Raw genomic sequence first — 20,275 nt, 5'->3', positions numbered from 1 at the left:
ACGTCTGTTTTTTGACATTCGTGCGTTGACTCATCGAAAACACACGGCTATCGTGCAGTCGTTTACAGGCTTTTGCGCTTGTTTTTTGTGTTTTACAGTTGAGTTTTTCAGGATGTCAGAAGTAGATAATAAGCGTCGTCAGCTCCTGATCGCGAGCGGGCTGACATTAGGCGCCTTTATGTTGCCAAAAATGGCGATTGCGAGTCCATATACCGCGAAAAGTGCCCGAGAGCTGTACCTATGTAACATTCATACCAAAGAAGAATTGGAAACACGTTACTTTGATGGGAAGTTCTATCTGGACAAAGAGTTAAAGCGCATGAACCATATTTGCCGTGACTTCCGTCAGAATGAAGTTGCGCCAATGGACCGACGCCTGTTCGATGCGATTTCCCAGATCCGTGAAGAACTGAGCCATAAAGGTCAGGTTCGTATCATATCTGGCTACCGTTCGCCCAAAACCAATCAAATGCTGCGCGGCTCCACCAAAGGAGTGGCAAAGAAAAGCTACCATATGACAGGTCAAGCCATTGATTTTAATCTGGAAGGTATTTCTTTGTCTCGTGTCCGCAGTGCAGCACTGGATCTGAAATTGGGTGGTGTTGGTTATTATCCTCGCAGCGGGTTTGTGCATATTGATACAGGTCCTGTGCGTCGCTGGTAAGCACAGTACGCAGAAGAGCAGGGGTGTGGTATGCTGGCGCGGTTTTGGAACAGTTAGGACAAGTGTATGAGTCTGCAGTTTGAAATCGTGCCAGTGACCCCGTTTCAGCAGAATTGCTCAATTCTGTGGTGTGATAAAACACTGGAAGGTGTGGTTGTCGATCCCGGCGGGGATATTGAGCGTATCACGGCCCGTATTACGTCATTAGGCATCAGGGTGGTGAAAATCGTTCTGACGCATGGTCACCTGGATCATGTCGGCGGCACAGCACCTTTATCGTCCCAGCTTGAGGTGCCTGTATGGGGACCGCACCAAGACGATGCGTTCTGGCTGGATTCGCTGCAACAGCAGTGCCAGATGTTTGGCTTTCCTCCCGTGACCTCGTTTCAGCCTGATCGCTGGCTCGATGAGGGAGACTGTATCCACTTTGGTGAGCAGAGTCTGGCTGTGTATCATACACCGGGCCATACGCCGGGACATGTTGTTCTGCACAGTGAAGAAGCCGGACTGGCGGCTGTGGGCGATGTGCTGTTTAACGGCAGTATCGGCCGAACCGATTTTCCGCGTGGTGACCATGGCACATTGATTGCGTCGATCAAAACCAAGCTATGGCCACTGGGTAATGGCACGCGCTTTATTCCCGGCCACGGTCCAATGTCGACTTTTGGTGAAGAGCGTGCCAGTAACCCGCACGTGGCTGATGCTATGCCGCTCTGGTAATTGATTGTTATCTGGACTGAGCCAGAAAACGACGAGCCAGACCGATAAAGTCATCGGCTGGCCTGTCGAGCAGATCTTCTGAAATAAAAAAATCATACCCCATCAGTTCCCTGTTGTAGCGCATGCGATTTGCCAGCATAGCCAACAACCCCTTGTTTATTTTACCGTTTTCCCCCACATAGTGTTTGTCATCAAATAACATATCTTCTATTTCATGAGGCGGATTGTCTGCACGCTTGTACGCCATGATCATCAAACCGCGCTGTTCCATTAATATCTGGCTGGCAATACGGGGGCAGATGCTGTCCAGGAACTCATCGTAATGTTTGAGTCTGATGCCAATCCAGGGCAAGGGCTTGTGCCAGCCCTGAGTGCTGACAGACGCGCGTCCTATATCCGCGACATTTTGCCACCGGGTCAGCCAGCCGCCGTGCGGACTGTGGTACTGAAGGTGCATGAAAGTGAGGGTGAAAGTAATCGGTGACTGTCGGTTGAGTTTCACCCCTATGAGTAACAAGGTCATCATGGCGAGCAATAACAGCGCGACGGCCACGCCGTTAATGTCGGGAAAGGTAAAGACGGTCAGCCCGAGCACGAGTATAGCCAGCAGGCTCAGCCAGATCAGATAAGCACCGGGTTTGGGATGCGGCGACTGAATATATACGCTATTCAAATTAACTCCAGAGAGAGCATGAAGATGTCATCTTTATAAAGTATGGCAAATTGTCCAGAGATATTACTCACAGGTTGTGGTTAGCGATATGGGTGTCAAACCACTGACGACTGTTTATGCAATGCGTAAGGGCTAGTTTGCATGAAAGTCGGTATTTATTCCATTAATTGCATGAACTTGAAAAAGATAAAAATGAGATCTTGTCGCTTAAAATACGCAAAATATGGCTTTTATTGTGCTTAAAATAGCCGTTTGCTGGCATTCCTCTGACATCCTTGATATAACTCGCGCTACTTTTTTTCCCGCTGGGCATCCAAACTGGCGACTGAAAGTAGTACAACGGAGTAGGAAGTTAATGAGAATCTCTCACAAACGTAAAGTACAGCTTAAACTGCAAAAACGCATCAAAGCGGCCACGGCAGTGACTCAAAAACCTGTCACCAAAGCAGCGGTGAAGCAGGCAGCCCCGGTAGCGGCAGCAAAGCCTCAGGTTGATGTGAAAAAAACAGAAGCACCAGCGGGTAAAGTCGCGGTTACTGTATCGCTGACACCTAAGCAGCAGCAGGTGCTGGGCATAGTGGCAAACAATGCAGAAGGTATTAACCCGAAAAGTATCGGCCTTGAAGCCGGCCAGGAAGACAGCAAAGCCGCTTCCTGGGCAACGGGGGCACTGAAAAAACTGGTTGAAGAAGGGCTTGTTGAGCGAATTCAGCTTGCTGGCAATAAAGTCGTATATAAAGCGCTGTAATTGTCCTTCCCCGTTCCTGAATTATCAGGAGCGGGTTACCTTTCTTGCCTTTTTCAATCATTTATCTCCTTTTTTCCTCGTAATCAGCATTTCTTACAGCCGACCATTCATGGCTGATTTTATTGCGCAATTTCGTTTCGGTCTGACGAACTAGTCTTATTCTGCTATACCTATTTAAGAGGATCGGATTATTCACGGATGTAGGCACTCACAGATGAGGTAATATGACAATGATCAGTGCTCGAGAGTTTTCCGAATGGTTACGTAACCGTTTTGCTGAGGATGAACAGGGTGTGTGTTTAACCCGGGAGGACATTAATCAGCTGACTGGCCGGCAAAGTTTCTCGCTGGGATTTGTGCATGATATTCATTACGAGTTAATGCAGTTTGATATGGCATTCGTAACAGATACATCACGGGAAAACTTTTATCTGGTCCATATTTCCAAGAAGTCGTGGCGAGACCAGCTGGAACGACAATATGAGCGTGAGCTGTTTTGTAATGTGCTACCGCTGGATAAATCCGGTTGATGTGAAGCAGGCAGACAGTGCACCGAAAGCACAGTGAATAACAAATACAGCAAAATGCACCAGAGCATTAAACAGAAAGCCAAAAGACAGTCAAAAGAAAGGGGCGCCCTGTGAGCGCCCCTTTCTGTGCAGGTGACTGAGCCCGAAGGTTACAGGACAGCGGCAATGCCGTTACACAGAGGCTGCATATTATCTTTGGTCATACCCGCCACGCTGATACGGCCAGAGCCTACGATATAAATAGCAAACTCTTCTTTCAGGCGTGTCACCTGGTCTTTATTCAAGCCAGAGAATGAGAACATGCCATTTTGGCGCTCAATAAAGCTGAAGTCGGCGTCTACACCCAAATCTTTCAGTGTCTGAACAAACAGGGTACGCATTTCCTGAATGCGGTCACGCATGTCTGCGACTTCCTGTTCCCACTCTGCACGTAATTCGGCATTGTTCAGAATTTCAGTCACAATCGCTGCGCCGTGAGCCGGTGGGTTAGAGTAGATCACACGGGCAATGCTTTTAACCTGGCTGAATGACGTGCTGGCCACTTCAGCGGTGTTAGCCACCAGAGTGAAGGCGCCCACACGCTCGTTGTACAGGCCAAAGTTCTTGGAGAAAGAGCTGGCGATCAGCAGTTCACTGTTGTGTTCAGTAAAAATACGCAAACCGGTTGCATCTTCTTCAACGCCTTTGGCAAAGCCCTGATAAGCAAAGTCGAACATTGGCAGCAGGTTTTTCTCTGCACAGAATTTTGCTAAAGCCAGCCATTGATCGGCATCCGGGTCGATACCGGTAGGGTTATGGCAGCAACCGTGCAGCAATACCACATCACCTGCTTTAGCATTTGCCAGAGAACTCAGCAAAGCATCGAAATCCATGCTCTTGGTTTCGGCATTGTAGTAAGCATATTGTTCTGTCTGCAGGCCAGCAGCGCCAAAGACACCAAAGTGGTTTGCCCAGGTTGGGTTGCTGATCCAAACGGTCACATCGCCCAGCTGGCGTTTAATGAATTCTGCCGCTACGCGCAGTGCACCCGTACCACCCGGCGCTTGAGCCGTTTGAGCACGTTTGTCAGTAATAATGGCGGCACCTTTGCCAAACAGCAGTTCCTGAACAGCCAGACCGTATTCTGCTGTACCGGGAATACTCAGATAAGATTTGGTGGTTTCTTTTTCCAGCAGGATAGCTTCAGCTTTTTTCACTGTCGCCAGAACCGGGGTATTACCCGATTCATCTTTGTAGATGCCAACGCCAAGATTAATTTTCTCAGCGCGAGTGTCATTTTTGAATTCTTCAGTCAGTCCCAGGATAGGGTCAGCTGGTGCGGCAACGATTTTTTCAAACATTCGTGAATCATCCATGCTAGTCAGTGATACGGTCGACGTGCCTGGAAAGACCATAATTTTTCAATGGTCATGTGACTCTGATCGAAATTCTGCAGTCCTTCAAGGATCTGGCAGACAGAAATCCGGTCTGGCTTTTGACATTCCGGTGCGATCAGGCTCCCAAGCAAACATCCATTGTAAAAGAAAATGAAACACAAACATCATCTATTGGAAATTTTCACGTGAGCTTGATCACATTGCGAATTTGCAATTTTTCATATACCCATCCTGAAATGCCGGATCACGCTGAATGCAATCGGCGATGGCGTTGATGCTCTTTGATAAATTCCATGAATGCCCGATCAGCCATCGATAAGTAGCCATTTTTTCGCCAGGCGATAGCCAGATTGAGCTGTACCGGTTGTTCGAAAGGCACGGCTGTTAAACCGGGCTCGTGGCGGGTGACCATTTCCAGTAAGGCTGATATGGCAAACTCCTGTCTGATAATACTCAGGATCATGGGCAACAGGTTTGTTTCAAACGCAATGTGCTGTTTGAGCTGATGTGCCTGACAGACATGGTCGATGTAGTCGCGATGAAAGTACCCTTGCTTGAACATAACCAACTCCTGGCTGAAAAACTGTTCGAACGACACCGAGGACTGCCGGGCAAATTCGTGGTTCGGGCTGACGACAGCCACCATTTCTGACGTGAGTAACGGCTCGGCTTCAAGGCTGTCGGGGAGATCGGCACTTCGGATCACACCTAAATCCAGCTCTCCGTTAAGCAGCATCAAGCGGATCGACTGGGTACCGGCTTCGACCAGCGTCAGTTTGAGATTGGGGTAGCGAGATTTAAACCCCATCAGGATATCGGGAAAAAAATACGACCCCAGCATACTGGGTACACCCAGCCGGACTTCGCCTTTTTGCAATCCCTTCAATTCCGCCATGGCGATCTTTGCATCATCCACCTGCTGCAAAATCAGGCGGGCATGCTGAATCAGTACTTCACCTTCGTGAGTCAGCACTATCTGGCGATCGCTGCGGTGAAACAACGGCATCTCTAGCTGTTGCTCGAATTTCTTTATTGCGATGCTTAAAGCCGGCTGTGCTATGTGCAGTTTTGCCGCGGCTTTCGTGAAACTGCCGGCCTCTGCAATGGCTATGAAATAAGTGAGCTGGCGAATGTCCATTGGTTACTCTGGCTATTAATAAAAGATATGGAGTCGATATTTTTAATATATTTTCACTATCAGAGGGAAATTGCTACTGTTTCAGCAACTCTTCATCGTCTGGTGCCTGTCTGTGATAGAAATCCATAGTTCTGCCTATCGTCGGGCCAGTTTTGCTCTGGCTCTTGGTTCATTTCTGGTGTTTTGTAATTTGTATCTCTTCCAGCCACTGTTGCCTGTAATGACGGAGGCTTTTTCCGTGAGTGCCACCAAAGTTAACTGGTTGTTGGCAGCAGGTACACTGGCTCTGGCGCTGACTCTGGTGCCATGGGCTGTCAGCTCCGAAATGATTGGACGGCGTAAGGTGATGTTGCTGAGTCTGTTCTTGCTGCCTGTGGTGGGCGTACTGATGCTATTGGCTGAGAGCTTGCTGATGCTGAGTCTTGCCCGGGCACTGATGGGCGCCTCGCTGGCAGGGTTTGCAGCGGTTGCAGTGGCCTATATGGCTGAAGAGTTTTCACCTAAAGCCCTGTCGCTGGCGGTAGGCGGATACATCAGCGCTAACTCACTGGGCGGCATTGCCGGGCGATTATTCGGCGGCTTTGCGTCAGACGCCTGGGGCTGGCAGGGGGCTGTGCTGGGTATGGCACTTTTTAGTTTGGTTGGCGCTTTGGTGGTCGCCAGATTATTGCCGCAGCAGCAATATTTTACCCCTCAGCGCGGGCAGCTCAGACATCACACAAAACATGTGATCCGGCATTTACAGCAACCGGTATTGTGGATCCCTATGCTGATTGGCTGTATCAATTTTGCCTTGTTTGTGAACCTGTATTCTGTGATGGGCTTCAGGCTGGTCTCACCGCCTTATTCCTTGCCGGTCAGCTGGGCGTCTTTGATATTTCTGTGTTATCTGAGCGGGACGCTTACCGCAAAACTCAGTGGCAGCTGGAGCATCAGGTATAAACCGGTGAGTGGCATGATACTGGGTACGACAATCAGTGCGCTGGGGATGTGGGTTGCCGCGCTGGACTCTGTGTCGGCCATGCTGAGCGGTTTGTTGTTAATCAGTTCCGGTGCGTTTTTTACCCATTCTCTGGCGTATGCCTGGGTGAGCCAGAAAGCGAAGACAGGAAAAGCCACGGCCACCGCCCTTTACCTGGTGCACTATTATGTCGGCGGCAGCCTGGGCGGGTTTTACCTGATCACCTGCTGGCAACACTGGAACTGGCACGGCGTACTGGTGGGCGGCAGTGTGCTGTATTTGGCTCTGTATGCCTTGTGCTGGCGCCTGGGAAGAAAGCAGGCCACCGAGCCAGTGGCATCGGTGGCTGTTTAACATATACCCTGGTCAGACTGGGTTAAACCTCGCTGCTGGCTTCACTGACCAGGGGTTCTAACGGCTTGCGTCTGTCGCGGTACTGATAGCCATACGGGTGGAACCGGTAGCAGTCGCGACCGGCATCTTTGCACTCGTACAATGCGCGGTCGGCACGGTCTATCATGGTCATCAGGCTGTCGCCTGAGGTAAAAGTCGCAATGCCGATGCAGGCTGTGATTGACACATGTGTTTCTTCTATATCAGTTGGCAGTTGCAGTGAGCGGATATCGGCTAACATCCGGTCTGCAATTTTTTGCGCTGTTAAGGTATCGCAGCAGGGCAGGCAAAGAATGAACTCTTCGCCGCCATAACGTCCGAACAGATCGGTTTTCCGCGATGCCAGTTGCAGATGATCGGCAAAACCGCGCAGTACTTTGTCACCAACGCCATGGCCCCAGGTATCATTGATGCGTTTGAAACGATCGATATCAAACAGCAGCAGAGAAAAAGGCTGACGTTTGGCCTGACAGTTTTCCATGGCTTTCTGGGCTTGTTGCAGTAACATTCTGCGATTGTATATCCCGGTTAACGGATCCAGGGTTGCCTGGCGGTACAAACGCATCAACATGTAAAGCTTGGATAACTGTGACCAGATGACGACAATAGCCAGCACGTTCTGCAGCCAGTAATTGGCCAGTGTTTCCGGCATCAGCACCGTGCCTGTCTGTAAATCGACTGCGATTTCTGTGACAGCGGTGAATGCCAGCAGGCACAGGCTTTCCTTCAGTGTAATCGGCAGGATAGTTAAAATGGCGACATGCAAAATAGGCAACAGCGTATAGCCGTATTCAAAACCGCTGTACACTTCGGGAAAACCCAATACCCAGATGCAATAGGTGTAGAAGAGGTTCAGTCCCAGAACCATGAGTGCCATGCACCATTGCGACTGACGCAAGGTGGTGTGAGTCTCGTTGACTTTGGCAATACCCATTAAAAATAACGCGAGAAGTAAACGGGCACTGGCAATTCGGGTATCTTCTCCTGTATTGAGGTAAAAAAAGTCAAAAGGTATCCATGCTATGATCAGTACTGCCCATACAATGCAGAGCAGAGAAATTCGGCTGCGCAGGTATCCGCTTCGCGTATTCTGGAAGCTCTGGGTGTGTGCTTTAGCACTCCATAGATCCGGAATATAGAGCTTGAGCGCATGGCACAACAGCCTATGGTAGTGGTTATAAGTCGATATCATCTTTGCTTCCAGCTCATCTGACATCTGTTTTGTGAGAAAAAACAGACGGTAAACGCCCTTTATTTTTATAATCGAACAATTATTCTACAAGACGGTCGCCAAAACCGTGATCTTGATTCATATAATACATGTGAAACCAGGTTAATTGTCGGGAAATTTGAGCGATGGATGTTTTTAGTACTGTTCTGATATAATTTCGGGCGTTTTTCTCTTTCTTCTGTAGCCTTTCATGAATATGACTTATACCACTTTACTCGTCTCTGCCCTGTTGGGAGCACAGATGATTCTCACTCTCGTTTTAACGAAAGGGGAGATCTGTCCGGGCCAGCGAGGCCGGGTCCATAAGATGCTTCCTGTACTGTTGCTGGGTTGGTTAATCGCATGCATCAACCAGCCAGTGGCACTGTTGCCGCTTCTGGGTGTAGGCTTGTTCACTTTCCAGGTAAAAACCGGTAAGACGCGGGATCAGGGGCCGTTGAAGCTGTTGTATGCCTCGTGCGCGATGGCAGTGCTGAGCTGGCTGATGGCACTCTCTTCGCTGTCATGGTCAGAAAAAGTGCAGAGCCTGATTGCCGTGGTGATGTTTGGCGCCGCCCTGGCGCACCTGTTGCTGACTCAATCACGAACGCGGTTGCAGGCTTTTCACCGGGTATTACCCGCAGCAGGCCTGGTGAGTGCCATGCTGAGTGTGTTGCTGTTTTCAGGCCAGCTCTATTACTCTGTGCCTCAGGCACAGGTGGAAAGCAAGTTACTGGCGATTTGTGCGGCATTGTTATTGCTGATTGCTGCTCAGGTGATTTGGGTCGGCCATATTGTGTTGGCGAAACCGGTCAAAGTCTGGCAATTGTCCGGTGTGCTTTTATTGCTGTCTGCCTCAGTAGGATGCCAGCTTTCAGTGTTCTGACTGAATGAAGTGCTCTGACTGGTCGAATGATAGGTAGAGCGTCTATGCTAACAACAAGAGGAGTTGTTTGACTCCGGGTCTGATGTTCTAACGGCAGTAGCCGGAGGAGGGAGAGGTGGAAATCAGTAACTTGCTGAACATGGACGCTAACATAGTGCTGGGCATAGTGAACGAAAGATTGCGCCTGGAATGCGATACGATTGACGATCTTTCCAGCCGTTACGAGCTGGATCAGGAACAATTGCGACAAAAAATGGCGGCCCTCGGCTACCGCTATGATCCCATTTCTAATCAATTTAAATGAATAAAGGGCACCCGTCTCGGTGCCCTTTGTTTTTTCAGGTCTATTGTAGACTTGCCTCAGGCTGCTTTAATGCCCTCAAGGTGTGTCTGGCACTGCTGCCGGGCCGTCGCAAAGAAGGCTTGAAGATAATGGCGCTCTTTTTCTGATGCGCGAATCGCCGCATACAGTCTTCGCCACAAGCCTTTACCCAGTGGCTTGCTGGCGATTAATCCCTGGCGGGCAAAATCATGGATTGCCCAGTTGGGCAGGGCAGCAACTCCCAAGCCTGCCGAGACCATTTGCACCAGCATCAGGGTATTATCGGCTTGCTTCCATATCTTAGGTTCAATGCCCGCAGGCTGCAGAAAATGTTTCACCACATCTAAGCGGTTTTTTTGTACCGGGTAGGTCAACATGGTTTGGCTGGCAAGATCGGCCGGTTTAATTGTGCTCAACTCGGCCAGGGGAGACTGCGGCGAAACTACCAGGCGCATCTCAAAGTCGAACAGGGGTTCATAGTGCACTTCCGATCGCGGGTTAATGTCAGATGTTATCACCAGATCGAGTTCCCCGGCAGCCAGAGCCGGGATAGGCTCGAAACTAAAACCGGATGAAAAATCCAGGCTCACCGTTGGCCAGTTAATCTGGTATTCCTTCAGCGCAGGCATCAGCCACTGGAAGCAGGAATGGCACTCAATTGCCATATGCAGCCGACCTTTTGCGTCTTCTTTTAAATTGGCAAGTTCATGCTCGGCGCGTGCGATACGGGGCATTAAATCATCGGCCAGTTTCAGCAGGATATCGCCTTCTGCGGTGAATCTGACCGGGCGTGTCTTGCGTAAAAACAGTGGTGCGCCAATCCGCTGCTCAAGATCCTTAATTTGGTGAGACAACGCCGACTGGGTCAGACAAAGGGTGTTGGCTGTTGCTGTCAGGGAACCGGTGTCTCTCAGTACCGCTAATGTGCGAAGGTGTTTAATTTCAATCATGTTCACTCAGTCCCTGAAGATTACTGCTGTTCAGAGTACTGGTTATCAAGAGAAGTGTAAACATCTAGACGTCTATAATCGATTACATTAGGGCGTAATGAGTGTCGCATAGTGATCTTGTATCTGTTATCTGAAACCAAACTGGCAAATAGATGACGCCTGGCTGAAAATAGGATTGAAACCCGGTGTAACTAAATTGTTTAAGGGAACTTGATGAAGCGACAACGTCTTACATTTATTGGCTTACTCTTGTTTGCCGGGTTGATCTTGTCGATTGTGATGCTGCTTTTCTTCTCTCATCTGGAAACCCGCCGTATTCAGCAGGAATTTGAATCGGATGTCACGGAAGCCTCACACGCCTTTATTCAGGCGATGAACAGCCACTTTGAAGCACTTTATACCCTGCAGCTTAATCTGGACACCAACGGCATTCCGGATGCCAAGGGTTTCGCGGCACTGACAGATAAAATTCTTACCCGTTTTCCGGCAATCACTGCCCTGGAATGGATTCCCGAAGTGGAACAGGCAGACCGTGCCAGCTTAGAACAACGGGCCAATGAATGGCTGCCCGGATATGTGATTACCGAACAGGTCGCGTCCGGAGAGCGTGTAGCGGCCAGCGAGCGAGCTGTTTACTATCCAGTTTATTACGTCGAGCCTGTCACCGGAAACGAGGCGGTAATAGGTTACGACATGGGCTCGCACTCTCTGCGTTTTGAAGCGGTTCAGCGCGCCAGAGATACCGGGCAATTGCAACTGACTGTCCCGCTCCAGATTCAGCGCAATGATGTCACCGCACAGGGCATCCTCAGCCTGTTGCCTGTGTACGAATTCCCTGAACCTATGTCAGAGGCAGAGCGGCAGGACAGCTTGCTGGGCTTTGTGGCAGGGGTGTTTAATCCCGCGCAGATTTTTCTCTCATCACCCGGCTTAACTCAGGTCAAGCCTTTTGCACTGACACTGATTGATACCCTGGCACCCCAGCCAAATAAATTGGTATTCAGCCTGGTGCCGACGTTGGATACCGGCCCGGTTAGCCAGCAAAAGCATTACCACTATAGCCAGAAAAGGCTGACCCAGGAGGTTCTCACCCGCGAGTATGCGCCTGATTACCGCTATGTTCATCAGGTGTTGAGCAAAGGCGGACGCCGCTGGGTGATTGAAGCCACACCTATGCAGGACTATATTCGCCAGCATCAGTCATTAACACCCTGGTGGGTCTTCTGGGGAGTCAATGCATTTTTTGCTGTCGCAGCCTTGGTGAGTTTCTTCGTGTTTCAACGGGGCCAGCAATATCTGGATACTCTGAATCAGCAACATGACAGACTGCTGGCCGTTAACGAAAAGCTGGAACGCATGAGCCTGATTGACCCGCTGACGGGTATCGCTAATCAGCGAGCGTTTGAAGAAAGTCTGGATAAAGCGGTCAGAGTCGCACGGCGGGAACAATCCCCGCTGGTGGTGGTGTTGATCCAAATTGATGATTACGCGCACTTTGTCAGCCAGTGTCCGCAGGACATGTATGAGTCCGGCCTCAGGAGGCTGGCCAACGAGCTGGGCAGAACATTAAAACGCCCCGCTGATATGGTGGCACGGCTCGATGATGACAGGTTTGCCGCCGTATTGCCGAATACTAACAATGGTGAAGTGGTTGCCCGCCATCTGCGCACTGCGGCTGAACGTTTGAATCTGGCCAATACAGAAATGAGTGCCAATCCCTATCTGACGGTGTCTGTGGGCGCGATGACAGTCTTCGACATTCAGGGGTTAACAGCAGAAACCCTGTTCCATCAAACAGAAGCTTTGCTGTATCAGGCACAGCAGGAAGGATTTAACAAAGTGAGTGCAAAGGTTCGTCAGCCACAAGCATCAACTGAGAACGCGCTCAGTTGATGCTGTCAGACAGAAGGGTGGCGAATTACATTGGCTGAGTGGCGGTGAAAGTCAGAGTATGCTGACTATTACTGAGCGTCAGCGTATTTCCTTTGACTTCGGCTTTGCTCCACTGGCTTAAGGTATCACTCATCACACGTTCCAGTTTCATCGCATCATCCGGGCAGGCCATCATGGTCATGCCCATTTTTTCAATCCGGAACTGGCCGTCTTTAACTTCGGCAGAACCGAAATAGCGGTTACAGCCGGAATGCCCATGTGCCATTGTGTTATTTTCAAACCCCAGGGTCGGCACGGCTCCCATACTCGGGATGGTGACGGCCTGATTGTCGATCTTTGACAGTTCCCATTCATATTGCGTCAGATCAGCAGAAGAGCCAGCTGTTGTGTTGCCACCGGTTCCGGCGCAGGCAGATAACAGCAGGGCAGTGCCCATGGCGGTCAGCAGGTGTTTTTTCATTGTATTTCCCCAAATGGATTCGAAGATTTTTGACTGACGGTAAGACAAAAAATTCCGTAAACCGTGTTTTTTAGTGTAGAAGCAATTCAACTTGGATGTTTTTACGCATCGTTCTTTTCCGGGCTGACCATGTGTAAATGCACATCCTGCTGCGGGAAGGGGATAGAAACGCCTTCTTTGTCGAACCGCAGTTTGACTTCGCGCGTGACATCCCAGTACACATCCCAGTAGTCATCCGTTTTCACCCAGGGACGAACAATAAAGTCCACCGAAGAGGTGTTTAGTGTGTGTACTTTGATGGTTTTCTCCGGGGCACGCAGCACAGCCGGATGGTTATCAATAATGTCATGTAAAATGGCTTCGGCTTGCTCAATGCTGTCTTTATAGCCGATCCCAAATACCATATCGACACGGCGGACGCGCTCGTGCGTAACATTCTTGATTGTGTCCCCCCAGATTTTACTGTTCGGCACTATGATGATCTGGTTATCAAAGGTACGGATAGTGGTATTGACCAGGCTCATGTGGCTGACCTTACCAGACACCCCACCAGCCTCAACAAAATCGCCGACATCAAAAGGGCGGTAAATCAGCAGCATCATGCCTGAAGCAAAATTAGACAAGGTGTCCTGCAAAGCAAAACCGATGATCACACCGGCCACACCGAAACCTGTCAGTATCGGCGCAAGGTTAAGCCCGACCTGTGACAGGGCAATTAACAGCCCGAGAAAAAAGACCGCTTTGCCCGACATGGAAATAAAGAAGTCCTGCATCAACTGCGACATCTTGAGATTGGGTGACGCCACGGCGCGCTTAACCACTTTACGTGTCAGGTTTTTTAACAGCCGGAACAGCAAAAGGACCAGGGCGAAGATCAACACCTTGAACAGCACCTGCGGGGTATTATCAATCAGCCACTTTTTCAGGTTGTCGGCCCAGGCTGAGACAATCGAATAGATTACCCGCGGATTCAGGATGTCATTGGTGAGATCACCGGTCACTTCAAATTGCTGCTTTTTGTAGTTCGACGTATCTATCTGTGCCTGATCACCGAGGTTGATTAAGTAGTTTAAGCGGTCAATATCGCTCGACAGTTTGCGTTGTGCCAGAATGTGCATCAGTTGCAGTGAGGCTTTCTCACCCTCTGACGCCTCTTTGAGCTGCTTAGCCAGCACTTTTTCCTGCTGGTTGTTGTAATCCAGTGAAGCAGAGACAAACTCTAAGCGGTTGCTGATGGCTTTAGCCAGTTTGTTTTTTTTCTGATCGGCATTATGACCAAGCTGTTCCATCCAGCGGTAGTTTTCCCACTGCTCGCCCAGCATCTGAACAGACAGCATGCGCTCTTCATTCAATTGCTTGAGCTTGAGCAGCTGTTCTTCCTGCGAGGCTTTGTCCAGTGCTTTTTCATCAGCCAGAATCTTGTTACTCAGATAGTTTGCCGTATTGTCGGTATAGCGTTCCTGTCGTTTGACGTAATCCAGCAGGGTGGCGGTTGCCCCTTCCGGCGGCTCACTGATTAATTCCCCGATCTTGTCGCGCAGTTCATTGTTCTTATTCAGTACCTGCATGCGCAGTACATCACGTGTGGTACCGGTACGGCTCTGGCCGGCCTGATACAGCTCCATGACTTCCTGGTTCAACTGCGACAGTTCATCCAGCTGAGAGGGCGGTGTTTCAGCCTGGGCAAAGACATTGAGGCTGTATGTAAGCAACGTAATAATGAGTAAAAGCTTGCGCATAGTAGAGCGGTATTCCGGTTCAGGGAGATAAATACAAGTACATCGCGGCAACGGGTGTGCCGCGATGAGAATGAGTGCCGTGATTATAACATGCTAACCGTTGTGGGTGAGGTCAGAGCAAATCCTGCTGGCAAAGGAACTGATGATGATCAAATTGCCAGCACCAGTCCGGCGTCCACATTTCCTGATTCAGAATGATCAGCATAGGCCGGTTAATCTGATGCAGCATATACCAGAGTGCAGGGTAGTGGCGCTGATCACAGATGAGGGTGTCGCATCCTGAAGCCGCAAGGGTGTCTGCAAGCAGCTGCTGGTGGCCATTTTGTGAATAGGTAAAGGCCATCAGGTTATGTAAACGGCAAAAGGCGGCATACTGTTGTGTCATGATCCGTGAAGATTGCAGAATACCAGTGAGTTTGGGGTGAGCATCCATTGCTGCGAGTTTGTGAATCCAGGATTTAGCATGTGAAATTTCATGATTCTTTTGCATCATCTCACCTGTCTGACCTTGGCCTGAATGTCCGGCGCCAATAGAATTAATCAGTGTTCATTTGAGTGTAAATCCGGCTGTTGTGTGAAATGTCAGGAATGGGTAAAAAAAGAGCAAAAAAAAGCCCCCAAGGTTGGGGGCAAGTACTTACCATCGCTTTTATTATCTGTCGTGTCGGGGGCAGGCCGGATTTCACGGCATGCTATGCCGTCTGGAATCCAGGCTTAGCCGAAGTCGCCGTTCACATAGCCGCGGGTACGGCCATCACGCGGGCTGTTGAACAGCGCATAAGTATCATCGTGTTCGACCAGCTCACCCATCAGGAAGAAGGCGGTACGATCTGAAATTCGGCGTGCCTGCTGCATAGAGTGAGTGACGATAACGATAGTGAAGTTCTTTTTCAGAGACTCCATCAGATCTTCTATTTTCTTGGTCGCAATCGGATCCAGCGCTGAGGTTGGTTCATCCATTAAAATGACCTCAGGCTCCATAGCGATGGTACGGGCGATACACAGACGCTGTTGCTGACCACCAGACAGACCGAAGGCGTGTGATTTCAGACGATCTTTCACTTCATCCCACAATGCGGCACCGCGCAGCGATTGCTCTACCACTTCATCCAGACGTTTTTTGTCGGTCACACCCTGAGCACGCAGGCCGTAAGCCACGTTCTCGTATATGCTCATCGGGAAGGGGTTAGGCTTCTGGAACACCATGCCCACCTTAATGCGCAGTCTGGAAACGTCTATGTTGCCGTAAACGTCTTCTCCGTCCATCGACAATTTGCCTTTGATCTTCACACCTTCAATCAGGTCATTCATGCGGTTAAGGCAGCGCAAAAGCGTGGATTTACCGCAGCCGGACGGGCCGATTAATGCTGTCACCTGGCGATTAGGAATCGGCAGATTGATTTTTTTCAGTGCCTGGTTGTCGCCGTAAAACAGATCCAGATTTTCAATATTAAATTTGTTCATAATGTATTTCCCCGAAATCAGTAAGTCGCAGTGTTAAAACGTTTGGCAAGCAGTTTGGTGCACAGGTTGATGATCAGAACAATCACAATCAGAATCGTGGCAGTGGCGTAAGCCTGATGCCATTCGTGAATGGTGTAGAGTTCTTGAGTCAGCTTGTACAGGTGCACGGTGAGTGTCCGGCCGGAATCAAGCAGACTCTCCGGAAGACGTGCCACCATGCCTGCTGTCATGAATACCGGTGCCGATTCACCGATAACACGACCTACACTGAGGATGATAGAAGTGACTATGCCTGGCATTGCGCTTGGCAATATCAGGCGCCAGATGGTGTAAATTTTGGATGCGCCCAGTCCGTAAGACCCTTCACGGTAAGTTTGCGGCACCGCCATCAAGGCTTCTTCTGTGGTGCGAATGATCACGGGCAGAATCAGAATGCTCAGTGTCAGGGCACCAGACAAAATCGAGAAGCCAAAGCCAAGCACGACCACAAAGAAAGTCATACCGAACAGGCCGTAAATAATAGAAGGAATACCCGCCAGTGACTCGGTACAGAAGCGGATCACTTTCACCAGCCGGCTGCCGACTTTGGCATATTCTGTCAGGTATATTGCGGTCATGATCCCCATGGGCGCGGCAACCAGAATTGACGCCAGCACCATGTACAGCGTGGCAACGATCATCGGCCAGATGCCCGACTCCTCGCCCAGCGTTGTATAGTTGCTGGAGATAAATGTCCAGTCGACGTAGGCAAGGCCGTTGCTCAGAATGTACCAGACGACCCACAGCAGGAAGCCGACCGTTACCGTGGCCGAGGTCCAGATCACACTGAGGTAGATTGTGTCTTTAAGTTGCTGTCTGGCAGGGTTACTTGCCTGCAAATGTGTGTTTGTTGATAGCGTCATTGTGATTACCTCGCGCGCTCACGGTTCAGGTAGAGCAGGGCAGCATTCAGCATCATGATGAACACCAGCAGAACAATACCTGTGGCATACAGGGCGCTGGCGTGAATACCGGTGGCGTACGACATTTCAATCGCGATATTGGCGGTGAGGGTACGTGCTGAATCCAGAATGCCCTCAGGCATAGCCGGGGAGTTACCCATCACCATGATGATGGCCATGGTTTCACCTAATGCACGTGCGATACCCAGAATAACGCCCGTCATAATGCCGGAACGCGCAGCCGGTACCAGCAGTTTGAAAATGGTGAAAATATGCGATGCACCCAGCGCCAGTGAGCCTTCTTTATAGCTGCGCGGCACAGCACGAATGGAGGTTTCAGACACAGTGATCACTGTGGGCAGAATCATGACTGCCAGTACTATGATACCCGCCAGCACCGTGTTACCCGCCGGTACATTAAATACGTTCTGGATCAGAGGAACGATAATCACCAGACCGAAGAAACCGTAAACCACAGAGGGGATACCCGCCAGCAGTTCAACCATAGGGCGAATGATGTCGGCCAGGCGCTTGGGAGCCACTTCAGCGATAAAAATCGCGGTCATCACACCAATCGGCACACCGACAATCACAGCACCTGCGGTAGAAACCACAGAAGCGACGATCATAGGGAAGATGCCGAACAAGGCAGGTGGTAACCATTCGTCACCCAGCACAATGCCAGAGAAACCGGCTTCAGCGAAAGCCGCATAGCCTTCACGGAAAATGAAATAGCCGATGGTGATCAGCGATAAAATCCCAATGACAGCACTAGCTAGGAAAAGGTATTTGAAAAAGAGTTCACGCCAGTCAATTTTATTTGCAGCAGCAAGCTGAGGCTTCTTCTGCGTGTTCTCAATATTGTTCGCGATGGTCATTTTGCATTACTCCAGACGCTGAACCAAAAACTTCAGGTACTGAGAAATCGAAATATCCGGCCTGCATATCAGGCCGGAAAGGTATTGCAAATTAGTGAGTTGAAATCAAACCTTGCTCAGAAACGATTTTTTGTGCGTCAGCGGTTTTCATCCAGCTCAGGAAATCCAGAGCGGCTTTAGAAGGGCGACCGTCTTTGTAAACCACCAGGAATGGGCGTTGTACGCTGTAATCACCGGCTTTAATCGCTTCAACCGATGGCGTGTGCCCTTCGATAGACAGCGCTTTCACAGAGTCGTCTACAGAGCTCAGAGAAATGTAACCGATAGAGAACGGGTTGCTGGCAACCATGGTTTTCAGCTGACCGTTACCGCTGGCAACCTGTGCACGCTGAGAGATAGCAGTAACGGTTTTACCGTTGACTTTGCGCTTCAGAGACATGATATCTTCGAATGCACCGCGGGTGCCTGAGGCGGTATCACGGGTAGCCACAACGATAGGCTTGTCTTCACCGCCTACTTGTTTCCAGTTGGTGATTTCGCCTTTATAAATTTGAGCAACCTGCTCTTTGCTCAGGTCTTTTACCGGGTTTGAATTGTGGATAACAACAGCGATACCGTCACGGGCAATCACCACTTCGGTAATGTCAGACGCTTTTTCAGATGATTTCAGATCACGGGAGCTCATACCCAGATCTGCAGAACCGTCGTGGGCAGTGCGGATACCGGCAGAAGAACCCGGTCCCTGAACCTCAACCACAACATCATGGGATTTTGCGTAAGTCTCGCCGAATACTTCCATCAATGGCGTTACAGAAGAAGAGCCTACAACAGAAATTGTTTCAGCCGCCATAGCCGGGTTAAACATCATTGAGCCAGCCAGTGTGATAGCACCGATAACCTTTGCTTTCATTTTTCCATATCCTTTCGAATTTGGCGGAATTGCCAATCAGTTGTTTAACGAACGAGGCACAGGTTAGGAGAGTTTTATGACAGGTTTGTTGCAGTTTGTTGAACACTCTATGAAGATGAAACTAAGTGGCTGATATACATCAATAATTGCAGTTAATGTGAAATCGTAGACTGATGAAAGGCTATCAATAATACTCATGAGGTATAAATGATGCCTGACTGCATGATGAATTCTGGAAGGCATTTCTCACTTGAGCCGCGGGTCTGCCATGGCAGATCAGGGTCAGGTATCCCGGTGTCACCTTTTTTTACACAGCAAGACGTAAAGGGTTCTGGGCAGACAGGTATGAAAAAAACGCAAAATTACCCGGAGAATCCCCACACAGCTTGGTGAGCTCTATAGCCTTGATTTACTGAGGTCATTTCCTGAAAAGTTCCGCTTCCGTTACTGCGCTGTTTTTCGTTCAGGCTGCGATGGCACAGAACTTGAAGCACTCCTGCACGAACACAAAAACGACAATAAAGTTGGGTTGGGGGTGTGTAATGAAACCTGTGACAAAAATAACGATGTTCAGTCTGGCGATGTTGGCAAGTGCCCATGTCAATGCCGCATTAGTCACTGTTGAGTTTGGCGCATTTACGGGTTCCTGGGTTAACGCGGTGGCAGATACCGGCAGTGGTCAGCCAATGACAATCGGCAATGCGACGGATAACCCTATGTTACGCTGGGGGCTGCCATCGCCGTCTTCGGGTCCGCAGAGCGGCTATGATTTTGCCTCTGCAGCCAGCTTTGACACCACGTTTGATACTGATACCGGCACCAGCGATGATTTTCAGCTGGGGACTTTTACCCATTTAAATAATGTCATTCTGAGCTCAGGTGCCAGCCTGCAAAGTGTCGATTTGCAATTGAGCACGACAGTGTCTATTGACGGCGGAACGCCGGTGGATGTGCAGTTTGTGTTTAACTTTACCCATAACGAGACCAGCAACAGCGCGGATCCCTGCGCGAACGGGGAAGCGAATGGCGTTGGGGTAAACGTGAACGGCTGTGCGGACATCATTACGGTATCCACCTCGCAGTTCACGGATGTCACTACCATAAACGGCATCCAGTATACGGTGAACATTCAGGGTTTTCTGGTCAACGGTCTATTTGCTGATCGGTTTGAAACCGTTGAGCAAAGCACCAATCAGGCTTTCATTCAGGCTAATATTTCTGCATTGACTGAGGTGCCGGTACCAGAACCTGCCAGTGTTGCCATTCTGGGTACAGTGCTGGCCGGCATTGCCATGATACGCCGCCGTAAACGGCAGAATCAACGGCAGAATCTCAGCTCATAACCCAATCTCATCCAGCCGCAGAACCTGCGGCTTTTTCTTTGCCTGAACAGCGAATATTTATTCTTCGGGCATGAAA

Annotated in this window: 21 protein-coding genes; 9 read left to right on the top strand and 12 right to left on the bottom strand. The window is 49.8% G+C overall.

Annotated features, from left to right (window positions below):
• Positions 1-112 precede the first annotated feature (112 nt).
• Complete coding sequence (locus tag L6J37_RS16840; RefSeq protein WP_027253274.1) at positions 113-664, top strand: YcbK family protein; 552 nt, start codon at positions 113-115, stop codon at positions 662-664.
• Between the two features lie 66 nt (positions 665-730).
• Positions 731-1,384 (top strand): MBL fold metallo-hydrolase, encoded by a 654-nt coding sequence (locus L6J37_RS16835; RefSeq protein ID WP_237795994.1) that lies wholly within the window; start codon positions 731-733, stop codon positions 1,382-1,384.
• Positions 1,385-1,391: 7 nt separating this feature from the next.
• Here the strand turns inward: L6J37_RS16835 and L6J37_RS16830 are convergent, their stop codons facing one another.
• The gene (locus tag L6J37_RS16830; protein WP_237795992.1) at positions 1,392-2,057 is read right to left on the bottom strand and encodes a DUF2982 domain-containing protein; all 666 of its coding nucleotides are present in this window, start codon (positions 2,055-2,057) and stop codon (positions 1,392-1,394) included.
• A 355-nt stretch (positions 2,058-2,412) separates the two neighbouring features.
• Between L6J37_RS16830 and L6J37_RS16825 the strand changes: the two genes are divergently transcribed.
• Both L6J37_RS16825 and L6J37_RS16820 read left to right on the top strand, forming a co-directional pair.
• Positions 2,413-2,805: a MarR family transcriptional regulator gene (locus L6J37_RS16825; protein ID WP_192017494.1), complete on the top strand. Its 393-nt coding sequence runs from the start codon at positions 2,413-2,415 to the stop codon at positions 2,803-2,805.
• A gap of 224 nt (positions 2,806-3,029) precedes the next feature.
• Positions 3,030-3,335 carry a hypothetical protein gene (locus L6J37_RS16820; protein ID WP_027253270.1) on the top strand — a complete coding sequence of 102 codons (306 nt, stop codon included), beginning with the start codon at positions 3,030-3,032 and terminating at the stop codon, positions 3,333-3,335.
• A 149-nt stretch (positions 3,336-3,484) separates the two neighbouring features.
• Here L6J37_RS16820 and L6J37_RS16815 read toward each other — a convergent pair whose 3' ends face one another.
• Entirely contained in the window at positions 3,485-4,675 is a 1,191-nt protein-coding gene (locus L6J37_RS16815) for an amino acid aminotransferase (RefSeq protein ID WP_237795991.1), read from the bottom strand.
• Between the two features lie 280 nt (positions 4,676-4,955).
• Positions 4,956-5,849, bottom strand: coding sequence for a LysR family transcriptional regulator (locus L6J37_RS16810; RefSeq protein WP_237795990.1), 894 nt, complete (start codon positions 5,847-5,849; stop codon positions 4,956-4,958).
• Positions 5,850-5,961: 112 nt separating this feature from the next.
• On the opposite strand from L6J37_RS16810, the gene L6J37_RS16805 reads away from it, so the two are divergent.
• Positions 5,962-7,164 (top strand): MFS transporter, encoded by a 1,203-nt coding sequence (locus L6J37_RS16805; RefSeq protein ID WP_237795989.1) that lies wholly within the window; start codon positions 5,962-5,964, stop codon positions 7,162-7,164.
• 22 nt (positions 7,165-7,186) lie between these two features.
• Here the strand turns inward: L6J37_RS16805 and L6J37_RS16800 are convergent, their stop codons facing one another.
• The gene (locus tag L6J37_RS16800) at positions 7,187-8,395 is read right to left on the bottom strand and encodes a GGDEF domain-containing protein (RefSeq protein WP_192017490.1); all 1,209 of its coding nucleotides are present in this window, start codon (positions 8,393-8,395) and stop codon (positions 7,187-7,189) included.
• 280 nt (positions 8,396-8,675) lie between these two features.
• Here L6J37_RS16800 and L6J37_RS16795 point away from each other — a divergent pair, with 280 nt between their 5' ends.
• Both L6J37_RS16795 and L6J37_RS16790 read left to right on the top strand, forming a co-directional pair.
• The gene (locus tag L6J37_RS16795) at positions 8,676-9,299 is read left to right on the top strand and encodes a hypothetical protein (RefSeq protein WP_237795988.1); all 624 of its coding nucleotides are present in this window, start codon (positions 8,676-8,678) and stop codon (positions 9,297-9,299) included.
• A gap of 115 nt (positions 9,300-9,414) precedes the next feature.
• Entirely contained in the window at positions 9,415-9,603 is a 189-nt protein-coding gene (locus L6J37_RS16790; RefSeq protein WP_027253265.1) for a DUF4250 domain-containing protein, read from the top strand.
• Between the two features lie 56 nt (positions 9,604-9,659).
• Here L6J37_RS16790 and metR read toward each other — a convergent pair whose 3' ends face one another.
• Positions 9,660-10,571: an HTH-type transcriptional regulator MetR gene (metR, locus tag L6J37_RS16785; RefSeq protein WP_192017488.1), complete on the bottom strand. Its 912-nt coding sequence runs from the start codon at positions 10,569-10,571 to the stop codon at positions 9,660-9,662.
• A 213-nt stretch (positions 10,572-10,784) separates the two neighbouring features.
• Between metR and L6J37_RS16780 the strand changes: the two genes are divergently transcribed.
• A complete protein-coding gene (locus L6J37_RS16780; protein ID WP_237795987.1) occupies positions 10,785-12,464 on the top strand; it encodes a CHASE domain-containing protein in 1,680 nt (559 codons plus the stop codon).
• 25 nt (positions 12,465-12,489) lie between these two features.
• Here the strand turns inward: L6J37_RS16780 and L6J37_RS16775 are convergent, their stop codons facing one another.
• From L6J37_RS16775 to L6J37_RS16745, 7 genes are all read right to left on the bottom strand, one after another.
• On the bottom strand, positions 12,490-12,924 hold the full coding sequence (locus L6J37_RS16775; protein ID WP_192017486.1) for an META domain-containing protein: 435 nt from the start codon (positions 12,922-12,924) through the stop codon (positions 12,490-12,492).
• Positions 12,925-13,025: 101 nt separating this feature from the next.
• Entirely contained in the window at positions 13,026-14,663 is a 1,638-nt protein-coding gene (locus tag L6J37_RS16770) for a mechanosensitive ion channel family protein (protein WP_237795986.1), read from the bottom strand.
• Between the two features lie 112 nt (positions 14,664-14,775).
• On the bottom strand, positions 14,776-15,156 hold the full coding sequence (locus L6J37_RS16765; protein ID WP_218383206.1) for a hypothetical protein: 381 nt from the start codon (positions 15,154-15,156) through the stop codon (positions 14,776-14,778).
• Positions 15,157-15,377: 221 nt separating this feature from the next.
• Positions 15,378-16,127 (bottom strand): phosphate ABC transporter ATP-binding protein PstB, encoded by a 750-nt coding sequence (gene pstB / locus L6J37_RS16760; protein WP_237795984.1) that lies wholly within the window; start codon positions 16,125-16,127, stop codon positions 15,378-15,380.
• Between the two features lie 17 nt (positions 16,128-16,144).
• Entirely contained in the window at positions 16,145-17,029 is an 885-nt protein-coding gene (gene pstA / locus L6J37_RS16755; protein ID WP_237795981.1) for a phosphate ABC transporter permease PstA, read from the bottom strand.
• 5 nt (positions 17,030-17,034) lie between these two features.
• Positions 17,035-17,946, bottom strand: a complete 912-nt coding sequence (gene pstC, locus L6J37_RS16750) for a phosphate ABC transporter permease subunit PstC (RefSeq protein WP_218383208.1) — start codon at positions 17,944-17,946, stop codon at positions 17,035-17,037.
• A gap of 91 nt (positions 17,947-18,037) precedes the next feature.
• Positions 18,038-18,856, bottom strand: coding sequence for a phosphate ABC transporter substrate-binding protein (locus L6J37_RS16745; RefSeq protein WP_218383210.1), 819 nt, complete (start codon positions 18,854-18,856; stop codon positions 18,038-18,040).
• Positions 18,857-19,398: 542 nt separating this feature from the next.
• Here L6J37_RS16745 and L6J37_RS16740 point away from each other — a divergent pair.
• Positions 19,399-20,199: a THxN family PEP-CTERM protein gene (locus L6J37_RS16740; protein WP_237795980.1), complete on the top strand. Its 801-nt coding sequence runs from the start codon at positions 19,399-19,401 to the stop codon at positions 20,197-20,199.
• Positions 20,200-20,275 lie beyond the last annotated feature (76 nt).

Source organism: Photobacterium sp. WH77, from assembly GCF_022014395.1.
Lineage (GTDB): Bacteria > Pseudomonadota > Gammaproteobacteria > Enterobacterales > Vibrionaceae > Photobacterium > Photobacterium arenosum.
This window is presented reverse-complemented; position numbering and strand designations above follow the sequence as displayed.

What these genes read in the sequence shown, in the direction of transcription:
- L6J37_RS16800 (WP_192017490.1), bottom strand. Translation starts at nt 8,395, where the DNA reads ATGATATCGACTTATAACCACTACCATAGGCTGTTGTGCCATGCGCTC.
- pstA (WP_237795981.1), bottom strand. Translation starts at nt 17,029, where the DNA reads ATGACGCTATCAACAAACACACATTTGCAGGCAAGTAACCCTGCCAGA.
- L6J37_RS16840 (WP_027253274.1), top strand. Translation starts at nt 113, where the DNA reads ATGTCAGAAGTAGATAATAAGCGTCGTCAGCTCCTGATCGCGAGCGGG.
- pstB (WP_237795984.1), bottom strand. Translation starts at nt 16,127, where the DNA reads ATGAACAAATTTAATATTGAAAATCTGGATCTGTTTTACGGCGACAAC.
- L6J37_RS16810 (WP_237795990.1), bottom strand. Translation starts at nt 5,849, where the DNA reads ATGGACATTCGCCAGCTCACTTATTTCATAGCCATTGCAGAGGCCGGC.
- L6J37_RS16740 (WP_237795980.1), top strand. Translation starts at nt 19,399, where the DNA reads ATGAAACCTGTGACAAAAATAACGATGTTCAGTCTGGCGATGTTGGCA.
- L6J37_RS16835 (WP_237795994.1), top strand. Translation starts at nt 731, where the DNA reads ATGAGTCTGCAGTTTGAAATCGTGCCAGTGACCCCGTTTCAGCAGAAT.
- L6J37_RS16820 (WP_027253270.1), top strand. Translation starts at nt 3,030, where the DNA reads ATGACAATGATCAGTGCTCGAGAGTTTTCCGAATGGTTACGTAACCGT.
- L6J37_RS16780 (WP_237795987.1), top strand. Translation starts at nt 10,785, where the DNA reads ATGAAGCGACAACGTCTTACATTTATTGGCTTACTCTTGTTTGCCGGG.
- L6J37_RS16765 (WP_218383206.1), bottom strand. Translation starts at nt 15,156, where the DNA reads ATGATGCAAAAGAATCATGAAATTTCACATGCTAAATCCTGGATTCAC.
- L6J37_RS16770 (WP_237795986.1), bottom strand. Translation starts at nt 14,663, where the DNA reads ATGCGCAAGCTTTTACTCATTATTACGTTGCTTACATACAGCCTCAAT.
- pstC (WP_218383208.1), bottom strand. Translation starts at nt 17,946, where the DNA reads ATGACCATCGCGAACAATATTGAGAACACGCAGAAGAAGCCTCAGCTT.
- L6J37_RS16775 (WP_192017486.1), bottom strand. Translation starts at nt 12,924, where the DNA reads ATGAAAAAACACCTGCTGACCGCCATGGGCACTGCCCTGCTGTTATCT.
- L6J37_RS16815 (WP_237795991.1), bottom strand. Translation starts at nt 4,675, where the DNA reads ATGTTTGAAAAAATCGTTGCCGCACCAGCTGACCCTATCCTGGGACTG.
- metR (WP_192017488.1), bottom strand. Translation starts at nt 10,571, where the DNA reads ATGATTGAAATTAAACACCTTCGCACATTAGCGGTACTGAGAGACACC.
- L6J37_RS16745 (WP_218383210.1), bottom strand. Translation starts at nt 18,856, where the DNA reads ATGAAAGCAAAGGTTATCGGTGCTATCACACTGGCTGGCTCAATGATG.
- L6J37_RS16795 (WP_237795988.1), top strand. Translation starts at nt 8,676, where the DNA reads ATGATTCTCACTCTCGTTTTAACGAAAGGGGAGATCTGTCCGGGCCAG.
- L6J37_RS16825 (WP_192017494.1), top strand. Translation starts at nt 2,413, where the DNA reads ATGAGAATCTCTCACAAACGTAAAGTACAGCTTAAACTGCAAAAACGC.